The organism is Pseudonocardia thermophila (assembly GCF_900142365.1).
GTDB lineage: Bacteria > Actinomycetota > Actinomycetes > Mycobacteriales > Pseudonocardiaceae > Pseudonocardia > Pseudonocardia thermophila.
In genome coordinates this window covers 25178-44770 of record NZ_FRAP01000027.1, presented here as the reverse complement: position 1 = coordinate 44770, position 19593 = coordinate 25178, and the positions used below count along the sequence as shown (strand labels likewise).

Sequence of the window (19593 nt, the reverse complement as noted above, 5' to 3'; positions counted from 1 at the left end):
ACACGGGTTCGAAGAGGTGTCCAGAGGGCTCCGGTTACGGTGTGGGGGTGACCGTGGTGCTGAACAGGGCGCTGAGCGCCGGCGCACTCGCCGGCGCGCTCTCGGGCATCGTCGCGGTCCTCGTGTTCGTGGCCGCGAGTGTGCTCCACCCCGACGTGGGCGCCGGCAACACCGACGACCTCGCCGGCACGGCCATCCTCTACCTGGTCTTCGCCCTCGTGCTCGGCGCGGCCGCCGGAGCGGTCCTCGCGCTGCCCGTCGGCGCAGTGCTCGCGGCGCTGCACAAGCACCTGACCAACAGGTTCCTCGCCCGCCTCGCCACGGCGATCCTGGTGCTGGCCGTGGTGCTGGCCCTGGCTAGCCTGCTCTCCGCGCTCGGCACGGCGCCCGGCTACCTGCAGCTGCTGATCGGCCCGACGGCCGTGGTGGCGCCGATGGTGGGGGCATGGCGGGCACCGAAGGTGCTCGGCCTGCCCGAGCCCGAACCCGAGGAGCCGGAGTTCGACGCGGTGCCGCCGTCGCCCAACCCGGGCCGGCACCGCAGGCGCCGCCGCTGATCCCCGACCGGCTCCCCTTCCGGAGAGGTCGCGTCACGCCGGGAGCCACTCGTGCGCGGCGGCGACCAGCGCCTGCACCCCGACCGTGATCGTCGGCTCGATGACCGGGGCGTAGCGCGGGGAGTGGTTCGACGGCAGCTCGGCGACCACGGCGACGACCTCCTCCTGCGACGTGGCCCGGGCGAAGGCCGCCGGATCCGCGCCGCCGAGCAGCCAGTACACGCACGGCGCACCGGCGGCGGTGGCCAGCAGCCCGACGTCCTCGCTGCCGGTGACCGGGCCCGGATCGAACACCCGCTCCGCCCCGACGACGCCCTCCAGCGCCGGTCGGGTGCGGGCCACGGCGTCCACGTCGTTCACGACGGCGGGGAACCCGTGCATCGGCGCGATGTCCGGGGGACGCGGCGCGTCCGAGGCGGCGGCCTCGGCGTTCACGATCCGGGTGATCGCGTCGAGCGTGCGGCGGCGGACACCCTCGTCGAACGTCCGCACGCTGAGCAGCAGCTCCGCATCGTCCGGGATGATGTTCTCCTTGGTCCCGGCCCGCAGCGCCCCGACGGTGACGATCGCGGTGTCGGTGCCGGAGACCTCCCGCGACGCGATCGTCTGCAGCCGCATCACCGTGGCCGCGGCCATCACCACCGGATCGACGGTCGTCTCGGGGCGGGAACCGTGGCCACCGCGGCCGTGCAGCACGATCCGCACCGCGTCCGCGGCGGCGAACGCCGGGCCGGGCCGGACCGCCAGCGTGCCCGCCGGCAGCGGCGCGACGTGCTGGCCCAGCACCACCGCAGGCACCGGGAACCGCTCGTACAGACCGTCGTCGATCATCGCCTGGGCGCCCTGGCCGATCTCCTCGGCGGGCTGGAACACCGCCAGGACGGTGCCCCGCCACGCCGTGCGTTCCGCGGCCAGCTCCGCCAGCGCCCCGAGCAGGCAGGTGACGTGCACGTCGTGCCCGCACGAGTGGGCGGCGGGGACGTCGGCGCCGTCCCGATCGATGCCGCGGGCGGTGCTGGCATACGGCAGCCCGGTGTCCTCGCGCATCGGCAGCCCGTCCATGTCGGCGCGCAGCAGCGCCGTGGGCCCGTCGCCGTTGCGCAGGACGCCGACCACCCCCGTTCGACCCACCCCCTCGGTCACCTCCAGGCCGACTGCCCGCATCCGGGCGGCGACGATCCCGGCCGTGCGGGTCTCGGCGAACGACAGTTCGGGGTGAGCGTGCAGGTCACGGTAGAGACCGGCCAGGGCCGCATCGCCCGACGTGTCGCCTGTGGGCATCGGACGAGGGTAGCCCGATCCACCCCGGCCGGCTCGTCCGCCGGTCAGCCGTCGACCGGTCGGGATCCGCATCGCGGTCTACGGCTCGCGGATGATGGGGCAGGTCATGCAGTGCCCGCCGCCGCGGCCGCGACCGAGCTCGGCGCCCACGATGTCGATCACCTCCACACCCTGCTCCCGCAGCAGCGCGTTGGTCGTGGTGTTGCGGTCGTAGGCGAAGACGACCCCGGGCTCGACGGCGACGAGGTTGTTGCCGCTGTCCCACTGCTGGCGCCGGCTGGCGTAGACGTCGCCACCGGTCGGGACGACGCGCAGGTGGTCGAGGCCCAGCGCGTCGGCGATCGTGTCGACGAAGGAGATCTTCTCCTCGGTGACCTCGACCGGCGTGCGGTCGCCCGGCCGCAGGGAGAACGCGTGGATGTGGTCGACGATGTCGGGGTAGGCGGTGGCCAGGTCACGGTCGGCGAACGTGAACACGGTGTCGAGGTGCATGGCGGCGCGCAGCTTGGGCATGCCGGCGACGACGATCCGGTCGGCCGTCCCCGCTTCGAACAGGGCCGCGGCGAACTGCGTGATCGCCTGGCGGGAGGTGCGTTCGCTCATCCCGACGGCGACGGCGCGGTTGCCGATCGGCATGACGTCGCCGCCCTCGAAGGTGGCCAGGCCCCAATCGCGCTCGGGATCGCCCCACCAGACGGTCGAGCCGACGAAGTCCGGGTGGAACGCGTAGACCGCCTTCATCAGCAGCGTCTCGTCGTGGCGCGCCGGCCAGTAGAGCGGGTTGAGGGTGAGCCCGCCGTAGACCCAGCACGTGGTGTCGCGCGTGTAGAGGGTGTTCGGCAACGGGGGCATCAGGTACTCGCGCACCCCCGACTGCTCCCGGGTCAGCGCGATGTAGGACGGGCGCACGTCCCCGGGCAGCTCGGCGGTGGCGAGCCCGCCGATCAGGTGCTCGGCGAGTGCGCGGTCATCGAGGCTGTCCAGGTAGGCGCGGGTGTGCTCGACGAGTCCGAGGCCCACCTCGTCCGGGTGATCTTGCGGTCGAGCAGCCAGTCCTTCGCGCCCGGGACGGCGAGGGTCTCGGCGAGCAGCTCGTGCAGCTCGACGACCTCAACCCCGCGGGCACGCAGCTCGGCCGTGAACGCGGCGTGGTCGCGCTGGGCGTTCTCCACCCACAGCACATCGTCGAACAGCAGGTCGTCGCAGTTCGTCGGGGTCAACCTGCGGTGGGCCAGCCCCGGAGCGCAGACGAGCACCTTGCGCAGCCTGCCCACCTCGGAGTGGACGCCGTAGCCTGCGGAGACGGGTTCGGACACGGACACCACTCCTAGATGCGGACCCAGCCGGTGGCGAGGCCGACGATCCCGGCGACCGCACCGATGACGACGAGGACGAACAACCCCAGCTCGACGGGGGTGAAGGCGCGCTGCTGCCGCTCCCGGCGAGCCAGGAGGAACAACACCGTGCCCGGCGCGTAGACGATGCAGGACAGCAGCAGGAACTGGGCGCCCGCGGCGACGACGAGGAACAGCGTGTAGACGGTCGCGGCCGCCGCGATCGTGAACTCCCGCGCGTACCCGCGGGCCGCGGCACCGGTGTAGGTCTCCCGGGTCACCCCGAGGCGCAGCGCGTAGGCGGCCGCGAGCAGGTACGGCACCAGCGACAGCGAGGTGCACAGTTTGAGGGTGAAGGTGAACGCGTCGTCCGACCACAGCGTGGTCAGCAGCACGACCTGGCTGAGCCCGCTGGTCAGCAGCAGCGCGGCGCTCGGGACGTCCTTCGCGTTCACCCGGCGCAGGAACCGCGGCATGTCGGAGTTCTTCGCCGCGACGAACAGCACCTCGGCGGCCATGAGCGTCCAGGCCAGGTACGCGCCGAGCACGGACACGATCACGCCGATGCCGATGAACGCCGCACCCCACGGCCCGACGACCGATTCCAGCACCCCGGCCATCGACGGCTGTCGCATGTCGGCGAGCTCGCGACGGGGCAGCACGCCGTAGGACAGGATCGTCACCGACGCGAACAGGGCGAGCACACCGAGGAATCCGACCACCGTGGCGCGGCCGACGTCCTCCCGGCGGCGTGCGTAGCGGGAGTAGACGCTGGCGCCCTCGACGCCGAGGAACACGAAGACGGTCACGAGCATGGTGGACAGCACCTGGCTTCCGAGCCCGGTGTCGTACCCCTGACCGCCGAGGAAGTTCTCGGCGAAGACCCCCGCGTCCAGCGCGAAGATCACGATCACCACGAAGGTGACGATGGGGACGATCTTGGCGATCGTCACGACCGCGTTGATCCCGGTGGCCTCCTTGACCCCGCGCATGATCAGGTACGCGAACGCCCAGAGCCCGACCGACGAGATCACGACCGCGGTGATCGTGTCGCCCTCCCCGAACACCGGGAGCACGGCGCCGAGGGTGGACTTGATCAGCACCCAGTAGGTGACGTTGCCGACGCACGCGCTCGCCCAGTACCCGAACGCGGAGATGAACCCCGGGTAGTCGCCGAACCCGGCCTTGGCGTAGGCGTAGACGCCGGCGTCGAGGTCGGGCTTGCGCACGGCGAGCTGCTGGAAGACGAGCGCCAGCATGAGCATCCCCGCGCCGGCGACGGCCCAGGCGATGAGCGCGCCGAGCACGCCGGTGGCGCGGCCGAAGTTGCTGGGCAGCGAGAACACGCCGGCACCGACCATGGAGCCGACCACCATCCCGGTGAGAGCCGGCAGCCGCAGGGTCGCCGCGGTGGAGGTCCCGGAGGACGAACCGGTGTCGGACGCGGTCATGAACGCACTCCCCTCAGCCGGTCTGCTCGGGAGCCGGCGCGGCCTTCTCGATCCGGAATCCGGTGATGCCGTAGCCGACGCTGAGCACCGGGCTGGCGATGTTGAAGAAGCAGAACGGCAGGTAGGCGAGCGTGGGCACGCCGAGCACCGCGGCCATGAACGCGCCGCAGGAGTTCCACGGCACCAGCGGCGAGGTGACCGTGCCGCTGTCCGCGGCGAGCCGGGACAGGTTGGTCGGAGCGAGACCGCGGCGGGCGAACTCCACCCGGAACACCCGCGCCGGCAGGACGAGCGCGATGTACTGGTCGCCGGCGACGACGTTGAGCCCGAACGCGCAGACGAACACCGTCAGGAACAGCCGGCCGGTGCTCTTCGCGGCCGCGACCATCGGCACGACGAGGCGGCTGATCAGCCCGAACTCCTCGAGGATCGTCCCGAAGGTGACGGCTCCGATGATGATCCAGAGCGTGAGCAGCATGCTGGCCATCCCGCCGCGCGACAGCAGCCGGTCGACGTCGGCCAGGCCGGAGTTCATCGTGAACCCGGTCGCGACGGCGTCCCAGACCGCGATGACGCCCGTCCGCACCGGGTCGAGCCCCGGCCGGTCGACGAACGCGGCGACCACCCCGGGTTGGGTGAACGTGCCGAGCACGCCTGCGAACAGCGCCGCGGCCAGCAGGGCGAGCGAGGCCGGGGCCGTGCGAACGGACAGCACGACGAGCAGGAGCAGCGGCAGCAGGTTCACCGGGTTGATCCAGAAGATCTCCCCGAGCCGGGCGAGCTCCACGTCCTCGCCGACGGTCGGGACCCGGTCCGGCCCGAACCACAGCCCGAGACCCAGGAACAGCACGAAGGCGATCACGAACGCCTGAACCGACGTCCAGGCCTGTCTCCGGATGTGCGCGTAGAGATCGACCTCGACCATCTGCGCAGTCAGGACCGTGGGCTCCGACAGCGGGGAGAGCTTGTCGCCCAGGTAAGCGCCCGAGATCACCGCACCCGCCGTGATGGCGGGCGAGACCCCGAGCAGCGTCGCGATCCCGACCAGGCCGACCCCGATCGTGCCGGCCGTGGTCCACGAACTGCCGATCGACATCGCGACGATGCCGCAGATCAGGGCCGACGCCGCGTAGTACCAGCCGGGGGCGAGGACCAGCAGGCCGTAGTAGACGAGCGTCGAGATCGTGCCGGACATGTTCCAGGCCCCGATCAGTGCACCGACCGCGAGCAGGATGAAGATCGCACTGGTGACCGAGGACAGCGCCCGCTGACCGGAGGCCTGCAGCTCCTCCCAGCGGTGGCCGTTCCTCAGCACCACCAGCGCCGCGACCGCGCAGGAGAGCACGAGCGCCACCTGCACCGGCCCGTCCAGCGCAGCCAGCCCGAACAGCGCGAGCGCCCCGCCGATCAGCACGACGAGGGTGATCATCGGGACGACCGCGGCGAGCATCGAGGGCTCGCGAACCGGCGTGTCCACGGCGGATCACCGGTCTCAGGCGAGGACCTTCGCCTTGAGCCGGTCGAACTCCTCCGGCGTGAGCGCCCCGGCGTCGACGAGCTCCTTGGCCTTGGCGAGCTCGCCCGCCGTCCCGCCGGCGACGTCGCGGATGTAGGCGTCGACGGCCTCCCGCTGGCGGACCGCTGCCATGCGGCTGCGCTCCGCCATCCCGCGGCCGCGGACGATCAGGTAGGTCAGCGCGGTCAGGAACGGCAGGAAGAACAGGAAGAGCAGCCACACGGCCTTCCACCCGCCGGCGAGCTCCTGGTCCCGGAACAGGTCAGTGATCACCCCGAACAGCGCGAACAGGTAGGCCACGAGGGCGAACAGCCAGAACAGGGTCCAGAAGAAGCTGCCGAGATCGTGGAGGAAGTCCATGAGGTCCGCTCCCGGGGTCGACGGACCTCGCATGGTCGCGACCCGGCCGAGCCGGGGTCTTCCTCCACCGCGGGTGAGAGTTCACCCGTTGCCCGGCCGGACGCCCTGGACACGGCCCGTACGCTGGACCGCTGTGACGGGTGAGCGGGAACGCTCGAGTCCACCGGGTTCCCGCCCCTCCGCGGTGCGGAACGGCAAGCTGGCGCTCCCGCTCACCTCCCGCAGCCACCGATCCCGCCCCCGGCTGACCGCCTTGCTCGACGACGGTCCGGTCGTGCTGCTGAGCGCCCCGGCCGGATACGGCAAGACCAGCGCACTCGCCGAATGGGCGGCGCAGCGCGAGCGCTCGATCGCCTGGCTCACGATCGACGACACCGACGACGCCACGGCGCTGCCGACGGGGATACTGGCCGCCCTGCAGGCCTGCCCGGTGGTCCCGCCCGGCCTTCCCGGCCGCGCCCCGGCCGGGCCGGCCGGTTTCCTGGCCGCGCTGGAGGCGGTCACGACCGCACTGGCCGAACCGGTCACGCTCGTGCTCGACGACGTGCACGAGGCGCCCCTGAGCGCGTTCGCCGTGCTGGACCACCTCGTCCGCTACCGCCCCGATCCGCTCCGCGTCGTGCTGGCGAGCCGGCACGACCCCGCGATCCCGCTCGCTCGGCTGCGGCTCTCCGGCGAGCTGCGGGAGCTGCGCGCCGAGCAGCTCGCTCTGCGCCCCGACGAGGCCGAGGAGGTGTGTGCGCTGGCCGGTGTACCGATCGACACTGCAACGGTGCACCGGCTCGTCGAGCTGACCGGGGGCTGGATCGGCGCGCTGCGGCTGCTCCTGCTGGGCCTCGGCGACGTGGGCCGGTCCCCGGAGACGGTCCTCGACGATCTGGTCGCGAGCTCGCGGCCGGTCGCCGACTTCCTCGTCTCGGAGATCCTGTCGCACCTGCCCGGCGAGACGCTGGACGTCCTGCGTGCGGCCGGGGTGTGCGACCACCTCGACGCGGAGCTGGCCACGCGGCTGGCCGGCCGGGTCGACGCGGGCGATGTCCTCGACGCCCTGGAGCGCTCCACCGGGCTGGTCTCCACCTACGGCCCCCGCCGGGAGTTGTTCCGCGTCCACCCGTTGCTCACGGCCCACCTGCAGGCCGATCTGCGCCGCAGGCGACCGGATCGGCTCGCCGAGCTGCACGACCGGGCCGCCACCTGCTACCTGGACCGGGACGAACCGGTCGAGGCGCTGCCCCACCTCCTCGCCGCCCGCCGCCACGAGCAGGCCGCGGGCGTGCTGCGCGAGCACGGGCTCGCGCTCCTCGAACGCGGTCACCGGCGGGCCGTCGCGAGCGCGCTGGCCGCCCTGCCCACGGCGGTGGTCGAAGCCGATCCGCAGCTGGTGATGCTGCGCGCCGTGGTCGAGGCGTGGCAGGGGGACCGCACCTCCGCCGCGCTGGACCTGCGGCGAGCCCGCGCGCTGCTGCCCGCCGACCCGCCCGAGGAGGTCGTCACCGCGCAGCGCCGGGCGAACGCCTGGCTGCAGCTGCTGTCGGACCGGTGCACCGATCCACCGGCCGACGGCCGGCTCGCCGCCGACGGCTCGGACGCGGTGCTGCTCGCCGCGCAGGCGGTCGCCGCCGGTCGTCTCGACGACGCCGAGTCGGTGCTGACCGCGGCGGACCAGGTGATCCGCGGTGACGCCCTCCTCACCGCGCGGGCGGTCGCCTACCGCGCCGCCGTCGCCTGCCTGCGCGGCCGCTACCGGGAGATGGCCCAGGCCGCCGAGCGCGCCGAGGCACTCGGGGTGCGCAGCTCACCCGGCTGGGCTGACTGCGACGGCCACGCGGTCTGCGCCGTGCTCCGCGCGCACGGGGCGCTCCTGTCCGCCGACCCGCAGCGCACGCTCGAGCTCCTCGCCGGTTTCCTCCGCTCCCCCGAGCCCGACGCGCCCGCCACCTTCTCCGTGATCGCCCCGGTCGTGCTCGCCCACGCCGGAGCCGCGCACCACGAGCTCGGCGATCCGGCGGCCGGCGGAGAGCTCCTCGACCGCGCCCGGGACGCCCTCGATCCGCAGCTGCACCAGCCGGAGCAGATCGCGGCGGTCGCGCTGCTCGTGCACGTCACCGGGGACCGCGACCGATCCCGGGAGATGCTCCACCGGGTCGCGGTGCACCTCGGCGGAACAGCCGAGCTGGCCATCCTCCAGGCCGCCGCGGCCGCGGCGATCTCGCGGTTCAGCGCCGCGCAGCGCCGCCTGGCCGAGGTGACCGCTGGGGACCTGCCCCCGCTCGTGCCCTGGTCCTCGATCGAGGCACAGGTGCTGACCTGCGCGATCGCGCTGGCGACCGACCAGCGCGGCCGAGCCCGCTCCGCCCTGCACGAGGCCGTGGTAGCGGCCGACCGCAGCGGCGCACTGCGGCCGCTCGTCCTCGCCCCGGAACCGGTCGCGCGGCTGCTCGCCGGGTACCCGGCCCGCACCACGTCCCTCGCCGGCTGCGCGCGCGAGGTCCTGCGCCTGCGGCGCGCCCGGTCGATGCCCGGCCGAGCGCTCGCCCTCACCCCGCGCGAACGGGAGATCCTGCGCATGCTGCGCAGCCTGCAGCCGCTCGGCGAGATCGCCGACGAGCTCACCGTGTCCGTCAACACCGTGAAGACGCACGTCAAGGCGCTGTACAGCAAGATGGGCGCGCACTCCCGCCGGGACGCGGTCCGGCGCGCCGAGTCACTCGGCCTGCTCCCCTAGGGTCTGCCCGGGGAGCCCGGCCCCGGCGGACAGGGCCGTCCACGCCGCGAGCATCAGCAGGATCCGGCTCGTGGCGAAGAGGAACACCAGCCCGGTGAGCACGGTGCCGAACAGCGCCCCGCTCACGGTGCTGCTGGCCGCACCGACGGTCACTGTGGTCGCCACCGTCAGCACCTCGAACGCGAGCGCCCCGGCCGCGGCCGGCCCGGCCACCGCCCGGTACGGCGTACCGAGCCCCGGCAAGCGGGCCAGCACCCACATCAGCGCGACCCAGTTGATCGCCAAGCCGGACAGCGCTCCGCCGAGGACCAGGAGCCACCGCACGACGGGTGCGTCGGCGAGCCCGAACAGGTCGAGCGCCGAACCGATCAGCGCCGACGACGCGGCCACCAGCACGAACGAGCTGAGCGCCGCGGTGACGAGCAGGAGCAGCGCACGGAGATCCCGCAGGACCCGCCGGGGCGACGCCGGCAGCAGCGGCGGCAGGCCCCACATCGCCGACACCGCCTCGCGCACCACCGACATCCACGTCATGCCGGCCCAGAGGGTCGCGAGCATCCCGATCGAGCCGACCGGGACGCGCTGCCCGATGGCGGTGTCGATGGCCGGCCGCACGAGCTCCCGCATCGACCGCGGCACCGCCCCCAGCAACCACGTCTCGAGATCGGTGACGAGCGACGCCCGCCACCACAGAACGTAGGCCGCTCCGGAGAACAGGATCATCAACAGCGGTACCGCGGCCAGCACCGTCGCGAACGCCACCGCCAGAGCGAGGTGATTGCCCCGGTGCGCGTAGTAGTGGCGCATCGTGCGGCGGCACCGCTCCACCCACGGATGGCGCTGCGGCAACTCCGCGACCCAGGCGCGCAGCGCCGCGGCACGGTCCCCGATCGACGTGCTCACCGCCTGCTCCCTCGCGCCGCCCGCGGGCCCGGGGACTCCGCGGCGGGCCCGCCCGGAGCCGAGACCTCCCCCGCGGGAGGGGAGCCGAGGACCCGCCGGTTGGGGCAGGTTACCGGGACCGCAGGCCGTCCCACCCACGGGAAGGAGCAGCCGTGCTGCCGCGCTACGAGTTCCGCGTCGCCGGGCACCTCTCCCCTGCGGCCCGGGAGGCCGTGCAGGCCATGAGCGAGGGCATGACCGTCGAGGTCGCCGCCCCGAGACCGTCCTGTCCGGGCCGATGACCGACGAGGCCCATCTCTACGGGGTGATCCGGCTGCTCGAGTCGCTCGGGCTGACCGTCGTCGCGATCAACCGGATCCCGGGCTGATCGGCCGCGGGGTCGTCCCCACCAGCGCGTCGGCCCACCGGGCCCGTGGATCAGCGTCGACGAGCAGCACCTTCACCAGCAGGGTCAGCGGGACGGCGAGCACCGCGCCGAGGGGTCCCAGCAGCCAGGCCCAGAACACGAGCGCGACCAGCGTGACCGACACCGACAGACCCACTGCGTCGCCGACGAACTTCGGCTGCACGACCGAGGTCAGCACGAAGTTGACCACGAGGAACACCGCGACCACCAGCAGCGCCGTGCCCCAGCCTCCGACCAGCAGCGCGAGCAGCACCGGCGGGATCGCCCCGATCCAGAAACCGACGTAGGGGATGTAGTTGGTGACGAACACCAGCAGCCCCCACAGCGGCGCGAGCGGTACCCCGACTCCCCAGAGGAACACGGTGTCCACCGCACCGGTGACCAGCCCGATCACCGTGGTCACCGCGAGGAAGCGGCGGGTGCCCCCGGCGAAGTCCACGAGCGCGGCGGCGACGCCGGGCCGGCTCGCCGCGATCACCTGCAGGCGGGCGCGCGCGCCGGTGGCCTCGATGCCGAGGAAGAGCAGCAGCGACAGCAGGAAGACCAGGTTCGCCGCCAGCGACGTGATCCCCTGCAGCACGCCGCCGACGATCCCGACGAGCTTGCCGGCGTCCATCGCCGAAGCCAGCACCCGCAGCTCCTCAGCGCCGACGCCGAGCTCGGCCAGCACCGACAGCAGCGAGCGCAGCAGCGCGTTCGCCTCGCCGACGTAGCCGGGCAACGCGGTGGCGAGCCGGGCGAGCGATAACACCACGACGCCGGCGAAGACCAGCACCACCGCGTAGACCGCGATCACCAGGACCGTGACGGCGAGCCAGCCCGGCCAACCCGCCCGCAGCATCCGGGCGTGCAGCGGGTACACCATGACCACGATCACGAGGCCGAGGAACACCGGCGTGACCAGCCACGCTGCTGCCGCGATCCCGGCCGCCACGACGACCGCCGCGGCCAGGAACCCGACCACCGCGACCGCACGCGGGATCGCGCCGCCCGCCTGGGCCACGGGCTCCTCCGCAGGCACCTCCGCCGGGTCTGCCGGAGCGACCTCGTCCGGCGGTGCCGCGCTCACCACGACCGCGGCACGGGATCGCGCGGTGCGCCGGCGGATCCTCCGCCGACCGGTACTCCACGACCCGTCCCGGCGCGGGTACGGGCACACCTGGCAGACATCCCGCCGACCCTAGTGGCGCGGGGCCGGGTCGTGTCCCCGTTCGTCACCGGATCAGCCCAGCGCCGCCCGCCGATCGCGGCGCTGCGCGGCGGTGAGCGCACCCGCCGCGCCGAGGCCCAGCACCGAGGCGGCGGTGAGCCACCAGAACGCCGTGTGGAACGCGCTCGCCACGCCGTGCGGGAGCGCGCCGGCGAGGACGACGGCGAACACGGTGCCGCCGAGCGCGCCGCCCAGCCGCTGCAGGATGTTGACCTGCGTGGTGGCGTCCGGCAGCTGCGCGGGGGCGACCGCCTGGTAGGCCGCGATGGTCGCCGGGGTCACGGCGACGGCCAGGGCCGCGCCGCGCAGCAACAGCAGGCCGGGCACGACGAGCCCGTCGACGTCCGGGGTGAGCAGCGCGAACGGCGCGGTGGTGGCGACGAGGGCGAGCCCGCCGCACAGGGCGACGACGCCGCCGCCGAAGCGGTCCACCAGCCGCCCCGACAGCGGCAGGACCAGCGCCGTGCCGACGCCGAGCGGGATCAGCGCCACGCCCGTCTCGGCGACCCCGGTGCCCCGGGCGAGCTGGAACCACAGTGGGAACAGCAGCATCGCGCCGAACAGCGCGGCGCCGGTGAGGGCGGCGGTGGCCGTGGCGGCGGCGTAGGAGCGGTTGGCGAACAGGCGCAGGTCGAGCAGCGGGTGTGCAGTGCGCAGGACGTGCCGGGCGAACGCAGCGAGGACGAGCGCCCCCGCGACGACCGGCCCGAGCGCGGCGCCCACCGCGCCCTGCTCGCCCCAGACGCTCAGCCCGTAGATCAGCAGCGGCACCCCGGTGCCGACGAGCACCAGGCCGAGCCGGTCGAGCCTGCCGGGGTGGTCGGCGGGCCGCTCCCGCGGCACGTACCTCAGGCCGAGCCCCAGTACGAGCGCCCCGATCGGGAGGTTGACCAGGAACAGCCACGGCCAGGACGCGACGTCCAGGAGGAGCCCGCCGAGCGCGGGGCCGACCACGGGGCCGAGCGTGACCGCGATGCCCAGGGTCGCCATGACCCGGCCGAGGCGCTGCGGGCCGACTGCCTGGCCGAGGACGGTCTGCCCGGCCGGCAGGAGCAACCCCGCGGTGAGGCCCTGCGCGACCCGGAAGGCGACCAGCAGGCCGACGTCGGTCGCGAGCGCGCACAGCCCGGAGGTCACGGTGAAGCCGGCGAGCGATGCCAGCCATACCCGGCCGGCGCCGAAGCGGCGCGTGAACCAACCGCACGCCGGTAGTGAGAGCCCCAGCGCGAGCAGGTACGCGTTGCCCACCCACTGGACGTCGGCGAGATCGGCGCGCAGGTCGGCCGCGATCGAGGCGAGACCGACGGTGACGATCGAGGCGTCGAGCTGGCTCATGAACGCCCCGAACGCGATCACCAGCGCAGGCCGCCAGACCCGCCACGGGATCGGCGCGTCGACCGCCGACGAGTCGGCTGCGGAGTCGGGAGCGGTGCTCATCGGACCGCGGCCGGGTGCCGCACGGTCCGCAGCGCGGCGCCCCAGGCCGCGAGCTGGTCGAGCAGGGCGTCCAGCTGGCGGCCGCGGTCGGGGCGCGGGATGAACTCCTCCCCGCTGAAGTCCGCCTCCAGAGACAGCGCCACCTGCGCGCGGACGTCGGCGACTCGCAGCTCCCCCATCACGACGCGCAGGTGTTCGACCGCCCGCGCCCCACCGGCGTCGATGCCGTAGCTGACGAAGCCGGCCGCCTTGTCGTGCCACTCGGCGTACAGGAAGTCGATCGCGTTCTTCAGCGGCCCGGGGATGGAGCGGTTGTACTCGGGCGTCACGAACACGTACGCGTCGAAGGCGGCGATCGCGTCCGCCCACGCCTCGGTGTGCGGCTGTGCGTAGCGGCCGTACGCGGCGGGCAGCGGCTCGTCGAGCACCGGCAGGTCGTAGTCGGCGATGTCGACGATCTCTGCCGCCAGCCCGGCGCGGCGCGCTGCGTGCTCGTGCACCCAGCGGGCGACCGCCGTACCGCGGCGACCGGGCCGGACGCTGCCCACGACGATGCCGACCTGCAGTTCCTCCATGAGGACTCCCGATGTAAAGTAAACCGTATACAGCAGAAAATAGCGCACGAGACGGCGGAGGTCACGTGGACGGAACGGATCAGCCCGGCGAACCGCGGCGGGGGCGGCCGGCGAAGCGCGACGCCATCACCCGCGCGGCGCGCACCGTCTTCGGCCGGGACGGGTACGCCCGCACCACGACCGACGCCATCGCTCGCGAGGCCGGCGTGTCGACCCGCACCCTCTACAAGCACTTCCCCAGCAAGGAGCGGCTGTTCACGACGGTCCTCGCCGAAAGCGCCACGGTCGTGGCCGACGCCTTCGTCGACCAGGTCGAGCGGGGGATGCGCGCAGGGGCCGGGCTGGAGGACCGGCTCGCGGTCATCGGGCGCGCGCTGGTGGCCCACCGCGCCGAGTTCCCCGAGCACTTCGCACTGGTCCGGATGATCGACGTCGAGGGCCCGCACTTCCCGGCCGAGCTGCGGGAGGAGTGGCAGGAAGCCGGCCGGCGCCGCGTGCGGCGGGAGATCGCCCACCGGCTGCAGGAGCTGGCCGCCGAGGGTCTGCTGCGGGTGACCGACCCGGAGCGCGCCGCCCTGCACCTCATCGCGCTGACGACGTTCGAGTCCGAGGTCCGCGCCGAGGAGGGGGAGCCACCCACCCCCGAGGAGATCACGGAGATGGTCACCGCGGGCGTGCGGGTGTTCCTCCACGGCTACCGCACCCCGCAGAGCTGACCCGGCTCAGCCGGTGGGCCCGTCGGGGCGCCCGGCGAACGCTGCCAGCAGCGCCGCCTTGGGCCGTGCCCCGACCACCTGCGCCGCCACCTCGCCCCGCACGTACAGGTTCATCGTGGACATGCCCACGACGCCGTAGCGCAGGGCAGTGGCCGGGTCGGCGTCGGTGCCGAGCTGCGCCACGACCAGCCGCCCGGCATGTTCATCGGCGATCTGCGCAGCACCGGCTCGATCATGCGGCACGGCGGGCACCAGTCGGCGGCGGACTCCAGCAGCACCGGCAGCCGCGCGCCCAGCACCAGCTCGTCGAACGTCACGTCGGTGACCGCGACCAGACCGCTCATCGCACTCCCTCCGGGCTGCGCGCGCACGCGGGTGACGGCGCTACCAGCGCCGCACGGATCTGCTGCAGGCGGGCGATCAGGCGTCCACCTCGGCGAGCTTGCGCCGCTGCACCTCCTGGGCCGCGGGGGCAGCTGCCCCCGCGGGGGAACCCCGCCGCAGGCACTCGAGGAACGGCCGGGCTCCTCCCGGGCGAAGCCCAGCTCCACGAGGCGGTATCTCCGCGACGAGGACGAGGTCCACCTCGTCGTACTCGCAGTACCCGTTGGCCCGCCGCCGGGCCGGCAGCAGGCCCAGCTCCTCGTAGTGCCGCAGCGCCCGCCGGGTTGCTCCCGACCGCGCGCTCATCTCGCCGATCCGCACCGGGCCGACGGTAGATCTCCACGCCGACGGCATGGGGTGTCAGTCGTAGATCCCCGTGACCCACCACCGCCCCTCCTTCGAGAGCAACAGGAACGCCGACCCGTCGGCGCACAGCACCTGCAGCCGGGCCGTGAGCGGCGCCGCCGGGGTCCACCAGCGCCGCCACACCGGCCACGGTCCGGCCCAGCCCGTGATCTCCACGTCCGGACCGTCGACGACGGTGAGCCGGTGCGGCGCCGCGGACAGCTGATCGGCGGCGCGGAGCACGACGGGCTGCCCGTCGGCCGCGTGCAGCCGCGCCGGGATCGGCTCCGCCGGCACCGTGGCCGGGGACGGCGACGGCAACCGGCCGGGCCACGGCGCGGGCGGCTCGCGGATCGTGCGCGATGTGGACGTGCGGGCGGGCGCGGGCGGCCGGTGCCGGTTGGTGGAGCGCACCGTGCCCGGCTCGGCGACCGGCACCGGAACGCGCCCGTGCCGCTGCACCGTATCGTCCGGCCAACCGGCGGGCGCGGTCGCCGGGGCGTCCCGCGGCCCCAGCCGCTCCCACACCTGCTCGGCCGGCAGCAGCGGCCCCTGCTCCGGCAGCGGGGCCGGTGGCGGCGGCTCCAGCTCGGTGACGGCACCCTCGATCGCCCGGTCGTCGCCCCACCGCACCAGCCGCACCCGTTCGTCCGGGTCGCGGCCGCCCACGAGCACCGGGGTGACCACCGACTCCGGCCCCAGCAGCGCCTGCACCCGCACCAGCGCCCGCCCGGCCCGCTCACCGGTGAGCCCCGTGTCGCCCCACAGCCCCAGCTGCAGCTCCCCGGCCGGCACGGTCTCCTCCGGCACCAGCCACAGCTCGACCAGCGCACCGGACTCCTCCCCGGGATCGTGCGCGCCCGTGCGCACCCGGTTCGTCAGCCACGCGTCCAGCTGCCAGCGGACCCGGTCGACGGTGCCGGGCGGGGTGAGCGGCTCCGCGCACCGCCACACCCGGTGCAGCACCTCCCCACCGCTCGTGCGCGCGCCGATCCCGAGCCGGGTGCAGGACAGACCGTGCCCGGCGAGGGTGGCGTGCAGCCGTTCGGCGAGCCCGCGGGCGGCGAACGCGGCAGCGTCGACCCGGTCGACGGGCGGATCGAGTTCTCGGGTGACGGTGAGCTCCACCGGCGGGGCGCGCCGCACCGGCGGCCGGGGATCGAGGCCACGGGCGAGCCGGTGCGCGAGCACCGCATCAGCCCCGAAGCGGGACGCGACGTCGGACGGATCGAGCCGGGCGAACGCCCCGAGGCTGCGCAACCCGAGCCGGCGCAGGAGATCGACCAGCTCCGCGCGGTCGCTGCCGGGTTCACGATCGAGCTCAGCCACGTCCAGCGGGGCGAGGAACGCCGGGGTGTCGCCGGGGGCGACCGCGAGCCCGCGGTGGGCGGCCAGCGTGGCGGCGAACAGCCCGTCGGCGATCCCGATCTGGCACTCGACACCGGTGCGGGCCGCCACGTGGTCGATGATCCGCTCGGCGGCGACCAGCTCCCCGCCGAAGAACCCGGCCGGGCCGCGCGCGGGCAGCGCGACCAGCCCGGGCCGCACCACCTCCACCCCGGGGGCCAGCTCCTCGACGGCCACCACCACCGGCTCGAACGCGCGCGCGTCGCGCTCGGGATCGACGGACAAGATCGCCAGCTCGGGACAGCGCGCCTGCGCCTCCCGGCGGCGCAGGCCGCGCCGCACCCCGCTGGAGCGGGCAGGTGCCGAACAGGCGACGACCTGGTTGGCGGCCACGACGGCCGCCGGGCGGTCGGGCGGGACGTGCGCGGCCCGCGCGGCGGCCACGACCGGCCAGTCCGGCACCCACACGGCCAGCACCCGCACTGGATCGGCCACGCCGGCACACCTCCCCCCTCGACCTCGCTCGGTCTCCTCTCGACACCGCCGCACGGGATCGTCGCCGCCCGGGCCCCGCACCGCTCCCCGGCCGGCGGGACCCGGGCCGGCACCGACCGCACCTCTCGATCGATCACCTCCTCCCATCCACCACGGCTCACCCCGCGGCCCGGATCGCCGGAACCGTGCCCGCCTGCGCATCGGTCGCCGCCACCGATGCCCGGGGCGCCACCCGGCCATCGGGACCAGGCAGGAGCAGCCGGACCTCCCCACCGCGGCCCACGGCGCCCCGGCCGCCGCGGCGCACGACGGCGGTGCGTGCCCGCAGCCGGCCCCGCTCGGCGTCGAGCCCGCGCCAGCCGCCCCCGGCACAGCTCAGCTCGAGATCGGCACCGGGCCACTCCCCCAGCGCCAGCAGCACCGCACCGCGCTGTCGGGCCCTGGCCGCCAGGCGCTGACGCTCCGCGGCCCGCACCACGGCGGGCCTGCCGGGCGAGCGGGCCCGCCGGTCGGCGAACGGCACGACGGGTCCCGCGGGGGCGACGGCGACGACGTCCATCCCGTCGAGCAGCGCCATCGCCACCGGTACGAGGTCCGGGCCCGGCCGCGGCACCAGCGCGAGCCGCTCCAGCGCCAGTCCGGCCTCGGCGGCGGCGACCACCCCGAGATCGGGTCGCCCGACGATCCCGATCCACGACCCAGCCGCCGATGCCTCGGCCAGCAGCGCGAACAACAGCGACGTGGCCCCCGCCGGGCCGGGGAGCGCCACCGTGGATCCGCGGCGCAGCCCCGCCCCGGGCAACAGCCGGGCCAGCGGCTGGGCCACGGGGAGGACGTCCGCCCCCGGATCGGCGGCCCGGGACTGCTCAGCGCGCGCGAGCAGCCCCCGGGCAAGGGCGAGCCGCTCCTCGGAGGCGGCTCGAACCGCTGCGTGCATCATGCCGAACAGACCTCTCCCGCGAACTCAGGACCTGCTTCCGAGCCACCGCGGGGAGACGGTGTATCGAACTGATGTTCGAAGATTAACGCACCGGGGACGTCCGGGCAAGGCGGTCGAACAGCATCACCCATCCGCGGGCGTCGAGGTCCCGCGGGCGCCGCCCGGCCACCTGGCCAGCGCGGAACGCCTCGACGACGAACCGCTGGTAGGCCCCGCGCCGGCGCGCGTCCAGCAGCGGCCGCTCACGGCGGACCATGACCAGCACCCCGCCGTCGACCGACGGGCGGGGCCGGAACGCGTCCGCGGGTACGCGCCCGGCCAGCGTGAAGTCGATCCACGGCCACCAGAGCGCGGTGAGCTGGGTGGTACCGCCGACGGCCGCCCGCTTGCGGGCCACCTCCCACTGCAGGAGCAGCACGGCAGTGCACCAGCTCGACTGCCCGAGCACGTGCCGCAGCAGCGGCGCCGTGATGCCGAACGGCACGTTGGAGACCACGTGGTGCGGCCGCCGTTCACGGAACCGCAGCATGTCGCCGCGGACCACGGCGACGCGGCGACCGAACCGGCGCTCCAGCGCGGCCGCGTGGTGGGGATCGATCTCGACCACGGTGATCGGGTCGGGCCGGGCGATCAGGTGCCGGGTGAGGGCCCCGGCGCCCGGCCCGAGTTCGACGACCGGGCCGGGCGGGACGAGACGGGCGATCCAGGCAGCGACGCGCCCGTCGACGAGGAAGTTCTGGCCGAGCTCGTGGCGCCCGCCACCAGCCCAGCGGACATGCGTGGACATAAGAAGACCTGCGTTTCACGTCGATCGGGGAGAGAGCTCCTGATCGGACGGCCACGCAGCCGGAGAGCCCGCGGACGCGGGCGGCGATCAGCGGCGCGGCGTCCGTTCGACGCGGCGCAGCCGGATCGCCACGGCCCTGATCCACGCAGTGCGACTCACGCCGATCACGCTACGGCCGGGCGCAAACGAATTCTCCCGATCGACTACCGCCCGGCCGAGATCATGATCGGCTGGTGCAGGTCCAGGTAGCGGACGTCCGCCGGCATCTCCCGGGCCATCGCCTCGGCCATGTCGTCGGGCATCGGCATCGCCTCGTGCTCGCGCGCCTCCGCCTCGGACGTGAAGTAGATCGCCTCGACCCAGCCGTCCTCGCCGTACGTGCCGACGGTGCCGCCGATGATCTCCGGCCGGGCCTGCTTGACCCGTGGGGCGTAGGTCTCCATCAGCGCGAGCATGCGGTCGCGGTTGGCGCTGCGCCCCTCCATGACCTGCACGAAGCCGGCGTCGTCCGAGCCGCCGGCCAGCCAGGTCGTGGCGGTCGGGCAGTCCATGAAGACGACCTCGCCGTCGAAGCACCGCTCGGTCTCGGCCCACCACGCGGCCTGCTCGGGGCGCTCGCTGTTGCGGCGCGCCGCCTCCTCGGACTCGAACCGGGCGAGCACGACGAACACGCCGTCATCGGTGAACCCGCCGGTCGAGCCGAGGTAGCCGATCGCCCCCGGTGCCAGCTCGTCCCTCCAGCGCTCGAGCGCCGCCTCGAGCCCCGCCCGATCGGCGACCTTCCCCTGGATGACCTGCATGAACATCGGGACACCTCCCGCCCG

The 19593-nt window shown here is 74.3% G+C and carries 17 protein-coding genes and 2 pseudogenes; 4 read left to right on the top strand and 15 right to left on the bottom strand.

Features of this window, described 5'->3' with window-relative positions; all coding sequences use genetic code 11:
- Nucleotides 1–47: 47 nt before the first annotated feature.
- Complete coding sequence (locus BUE41_RS27230) at nucleotides 48–557, top strand: hypothetical protein (protein WP_143172391.1); 510 nt, start codon at nucleotides 48–50, stop codon at nucleotides 555–557.
- Between the two features lie 33 nt (nucleotides 558–590).
- Here BUE41_RS27230 and BUE41_RS27225 read toward each other — a convergent pair whose 3' ends face one another.
- The 5 genes and pseudogenes from BUE41_RS27225 to BUE41_RS27205 all read right to left on the bottom strand — a co-directional run bounded on the left by BUE41_RS27225 (nucleotide 591) and on the right by BUE41_RS27205 (nucleotide 6499).
- Entirely contained in the window at nucleotides 591–1838 is a 1248-nt protein-coding gene (locus tag BUE41_RS27225) for an amidohydrolase (protein WP_073460201.1), read from the bottom strand.
- Nucleotides 1839–1916: 78 nt separating this feature from the next.
- A pseudogene (locus tag BUE41_RS27220) lies at nucleotides 1917–3010 on the bottom strand (arginine deiminase).
- Nucleotides 3011–3165: 155 nt separating this feature from the next.
- The gene (locus tag BUE41_RS27215) at nucleotides 3166–4623 is read right to left on the bottom strand and encodes a basic amino acid/polyamine antiporter (RefSeq protein WP_073460200.1); all 1458 of its coding nucleotides are present in this window, start codon (nucleotides 4621–4623) and stop codon (nucleotides 3166–3168) included.
- Between the two features lie 13 nt (nucleotides 4624–4636).
- The gene (locus BUE41_RS27210; RefSeq protein WP_073460199.1) at nucleotides 4637–6100 is read right to left on the bottom strand and encodes a Na+/H+ antiporter NhaC family protein; all 1464 of its coding nucleotides are present in this window, start codon (nucleotides 6098–6100) and stop codon (nucleotides 4637–4639) included.
- Between the two features lie 15 nt (nucleotides 6101–6115).
- Entirely contained in the window at nucleotides 6116–6499 is a 384-nt protein-coding gene (locus BUE41_RS27205) for an SHOCT domain-containing protein (protein WP_073460198.1), read from the bottom strand.
- Between the two features lie 184 nt (nucleotides 6500–6683).
- Here BUE41_RS27205 and BUE41_RS27200 point away from each other — a divergent pair, with 184 nt between their 5' ends.
- Nucleotides 6684–9224 carry a winged helix-turn-helix domain-containing protein gene (locus BUE41_RS27200; RefSeq protein ID WP_073460197.1) on the top strand — a complete coding sequence of 847 codons (2541 nt, stop codon included), beginning with the start codon at nucleotides 6684–6686 and terminating at the stop codon, nucleotides 9222–9224.
- Here BUE41_RS27200 and BUE41_RS27195 read toward each other — a convergent pair.
- The gene (locus tag BUE41_RS27195; protein ID WP_073460196.1) at nucleotides 9204–10127 is read right to left on the bottom strand and encodes a YhjD/YihY/BrkB family envelope integrity protein; all 924 of its coding nucleotides are present in this window, start codon (nucleotides 10125–10127) and stop codon (nucleotides 9204–9206) included. The two genes, BUE41_RS27200 and BUE41_RS27195, sit on opposite strands and share 21 nt — an antisense overlap.
- Before the next feature lie 152 nt (nucleotides 10128–10279).
- Between BUE41_RS27195 and BUE41_RS32560 the strand changes: the two genes are divergently transcribed.
- On the top strand, nucleotides 10280–10408 hold the full coding sequence (locus tag BUE41_RS32560) for a hypothetical protein (RefSeq protein WP_268794559.1): 129 nt from the start codon (nucleotides 10280–10282) through the stop codon (nucleotides 10406–10408).
- Between the two features lie 66 nt (nucleotides 10409–10474).
- Here BUE41_RS32560 and BUE41_RS27185 read toward each other — a convergent pair whose 3' ends face one another.
- From BUE41_RS27185 to BUE41_RS27175, 3 genes are all read right to left on the bottom strand, one after another.
- Nucleotides 10475–11602 (bottom strand): AI-2E family transporter, encoded by a 1128-nt coding sequence (locus tag BUE41_RS27185; RefSeq protein ID WP_234997618.1) that lies wholly within the window; start codon nucleotides 11600–11602, stop codon nucleotides 10475–10477.
- A gap of 153 nt (nucleotides 11603–11755) precedes the next feature.
- On the bottom strand, nucleotides 11756–13180 hold the full coding sequence (locus BUE41_RS27180; protein WP_073460195.1) for a DHA2 family efflux MFS transporter permease subunit: 1425 nt from the start codon (nucleotides 13178–13180) through the stop codon (nucleotides 11756–11758).
- Entirely contained in the window at nucleotides 13177–13755 is a 579-nt protein-coding gene (locus tag BUE41_RS27175) for an NADPH-dependent FMN reductase (protein ID WP_073460194.1), read from the bottom strand. The genes BUE41_RS27180 and BUE41_RS27175 overlap by 4 nt, the downstream gene beginning before the upstream one ends.
- A gap of 65 nt (nucleotides 13756–13820) precedes the next feature.
- Here BUE41_RS27175 and BUE41_RS27170 point away from each other — a divergent pair, with 65 nt between their 5' ends.
- Nucleotides 13821–14471, top strand: coding sequence for a TetR/AcrR family transcriptional regulator (locus BUE41_RS27170; protein ID WP_073460193.1), 651 nt, complete (start codon nucleotides 13821–13823; stop codon nucleotides 14469–14471).
- Between the two features lie 6 nt (nucleotides 14472–14477).
- Here the strand turns inward: BUE41_RS27170 and BUE41_RS27165 are convergent.
- From BUE41_RS27165 to BUE41_RS27140, 6 genes and pseudogenes are all read right to left on the bottom strand, one after another.
- Nucleotides 14478–14815, bottom strand: a pseudogene (locus BUE41_RS27165) (thioredoxin family protein).
- 76 nt (nucleotides 14816–14891) lie between these two features.
- Nucleotides 14892–15176 (bottom strand): MerR family DNA-binding transcriptional regulator, encoded by a 285-nt coding sequence (locus BUE41_RS27160; RefSeq protein WP_073460192.1) that lies wholly within the window; start codon nucleotides 15174–15176, stop codon nucleotides 14892–14894.
- 39 nt (nucleotides 15177–15215) lie between these two features.
- The gene (locus BUE41_RS27155) at nucleotides 15216–17042 is read right to left on the bottom strand and encodes a DNA polymerase Y family protein (protein ID WP_234997617.1); all 1827 of its coding nucleotides are present in this window, start codon (nucleotides 17040–17042) and stop codon (nucleotides 15216–15218) included.
- Between the two features lie 157 nt (nucleotides 17043–17199).
- Nucleotides 17200–17982 (bottom strand): hypothetical protein, encoded by a 783-nt coding sequence (locus BUE41_RS27150; protein WP_234997616.1) that lies wholly within the window; start codon nucleotides 17980–17982, stop codon nucleotides 17200–17202.
- Nucleotides 17983–18064: 82 nt separating this feature from the next.
- A complete protein-coding gene (locus BUE41_RS27145) occupies nucleotides 18065–18769 on the bottom strand; it encodes a ribosomal RNA small subunit methyltransferase A (protein ID WP_073460190.1) in 705 nt (234 codons plus the stop codon).
- Between the two features lie 203 nt (nucleotides 18770–18972).
- Nucleotides 18973–19575, bottom strand: coding sequence for a hypothetical protein (locus tag BUE41_RS27140; protein WP_073460189.1), 603 nt, complete (start codon nucleotides 19573–19575; stop codon nucleotides 18973–18975).
- Nucleotides 19576–19593: the final 18 nt, after the last annotated feature.

Bases quoted from the DNA above. Each gene is read 5' to 3' on its own strand.
- BUE41_RS27145 (WP_073460190.1), bottom strand. From the start codon at position 18,769: ATGTCCACGCATGTCCGCTGGGCTGGTGGCGGGCGCCACGAGCTCGGC.
- BUE41_RS27140 (WP_073460189.1), bottom strand. From the start codon at position 19,575: ATGTTCATGCAGGTCATCCAGGGGAAGGTCGCCGATCGGGCGGGGCTC.
- BUE41_RS27150 (WP_234997616.1), bottom strand. From the start codon at position 17,982: ATGATGCACGCAGCGGTTCGAGCCGCCTCCGAGGAGCGGCTCGCCCTT.
- BUE41_RS27175 (WP_073460194.1), bottom strand. From the start codon at position 13,755: ATGGAGGAACTGCAGGTCGGCATCGTCGTGGGCAGCGTCCGGCCCGGT.
- BUE41_RS27205 (WP_073460198.1), bottom strand. From the start codon at position 6,499: ATGGACTTCCTCCACGATCTCGGCAGCTTCTTCTGGACCCTGTTCTGG.
- BUE41_RS27180 (WP_073460195.1), bottom strand. From the start codon at position 13,180: ATGAGCACCGCTCCCGACTCCGCAGCCGACTCGTCGGCGGTCGACGCG.
- BUE41_RS27215 (WP_073460200.1), bottom strand. From the start codon at position 4,623: ATGACCGCGTCCGACACCGGTTCGTCCTCCGGGACCTCCACCGCGGCG.
- BUE41_RS27225 (WP_073460201.1), bottom strand. From the start codon at position 1,838: ATGCCCACAGGCGACACGTCGGGCGATGCGGCCCTGGCCGGTCTCTAC.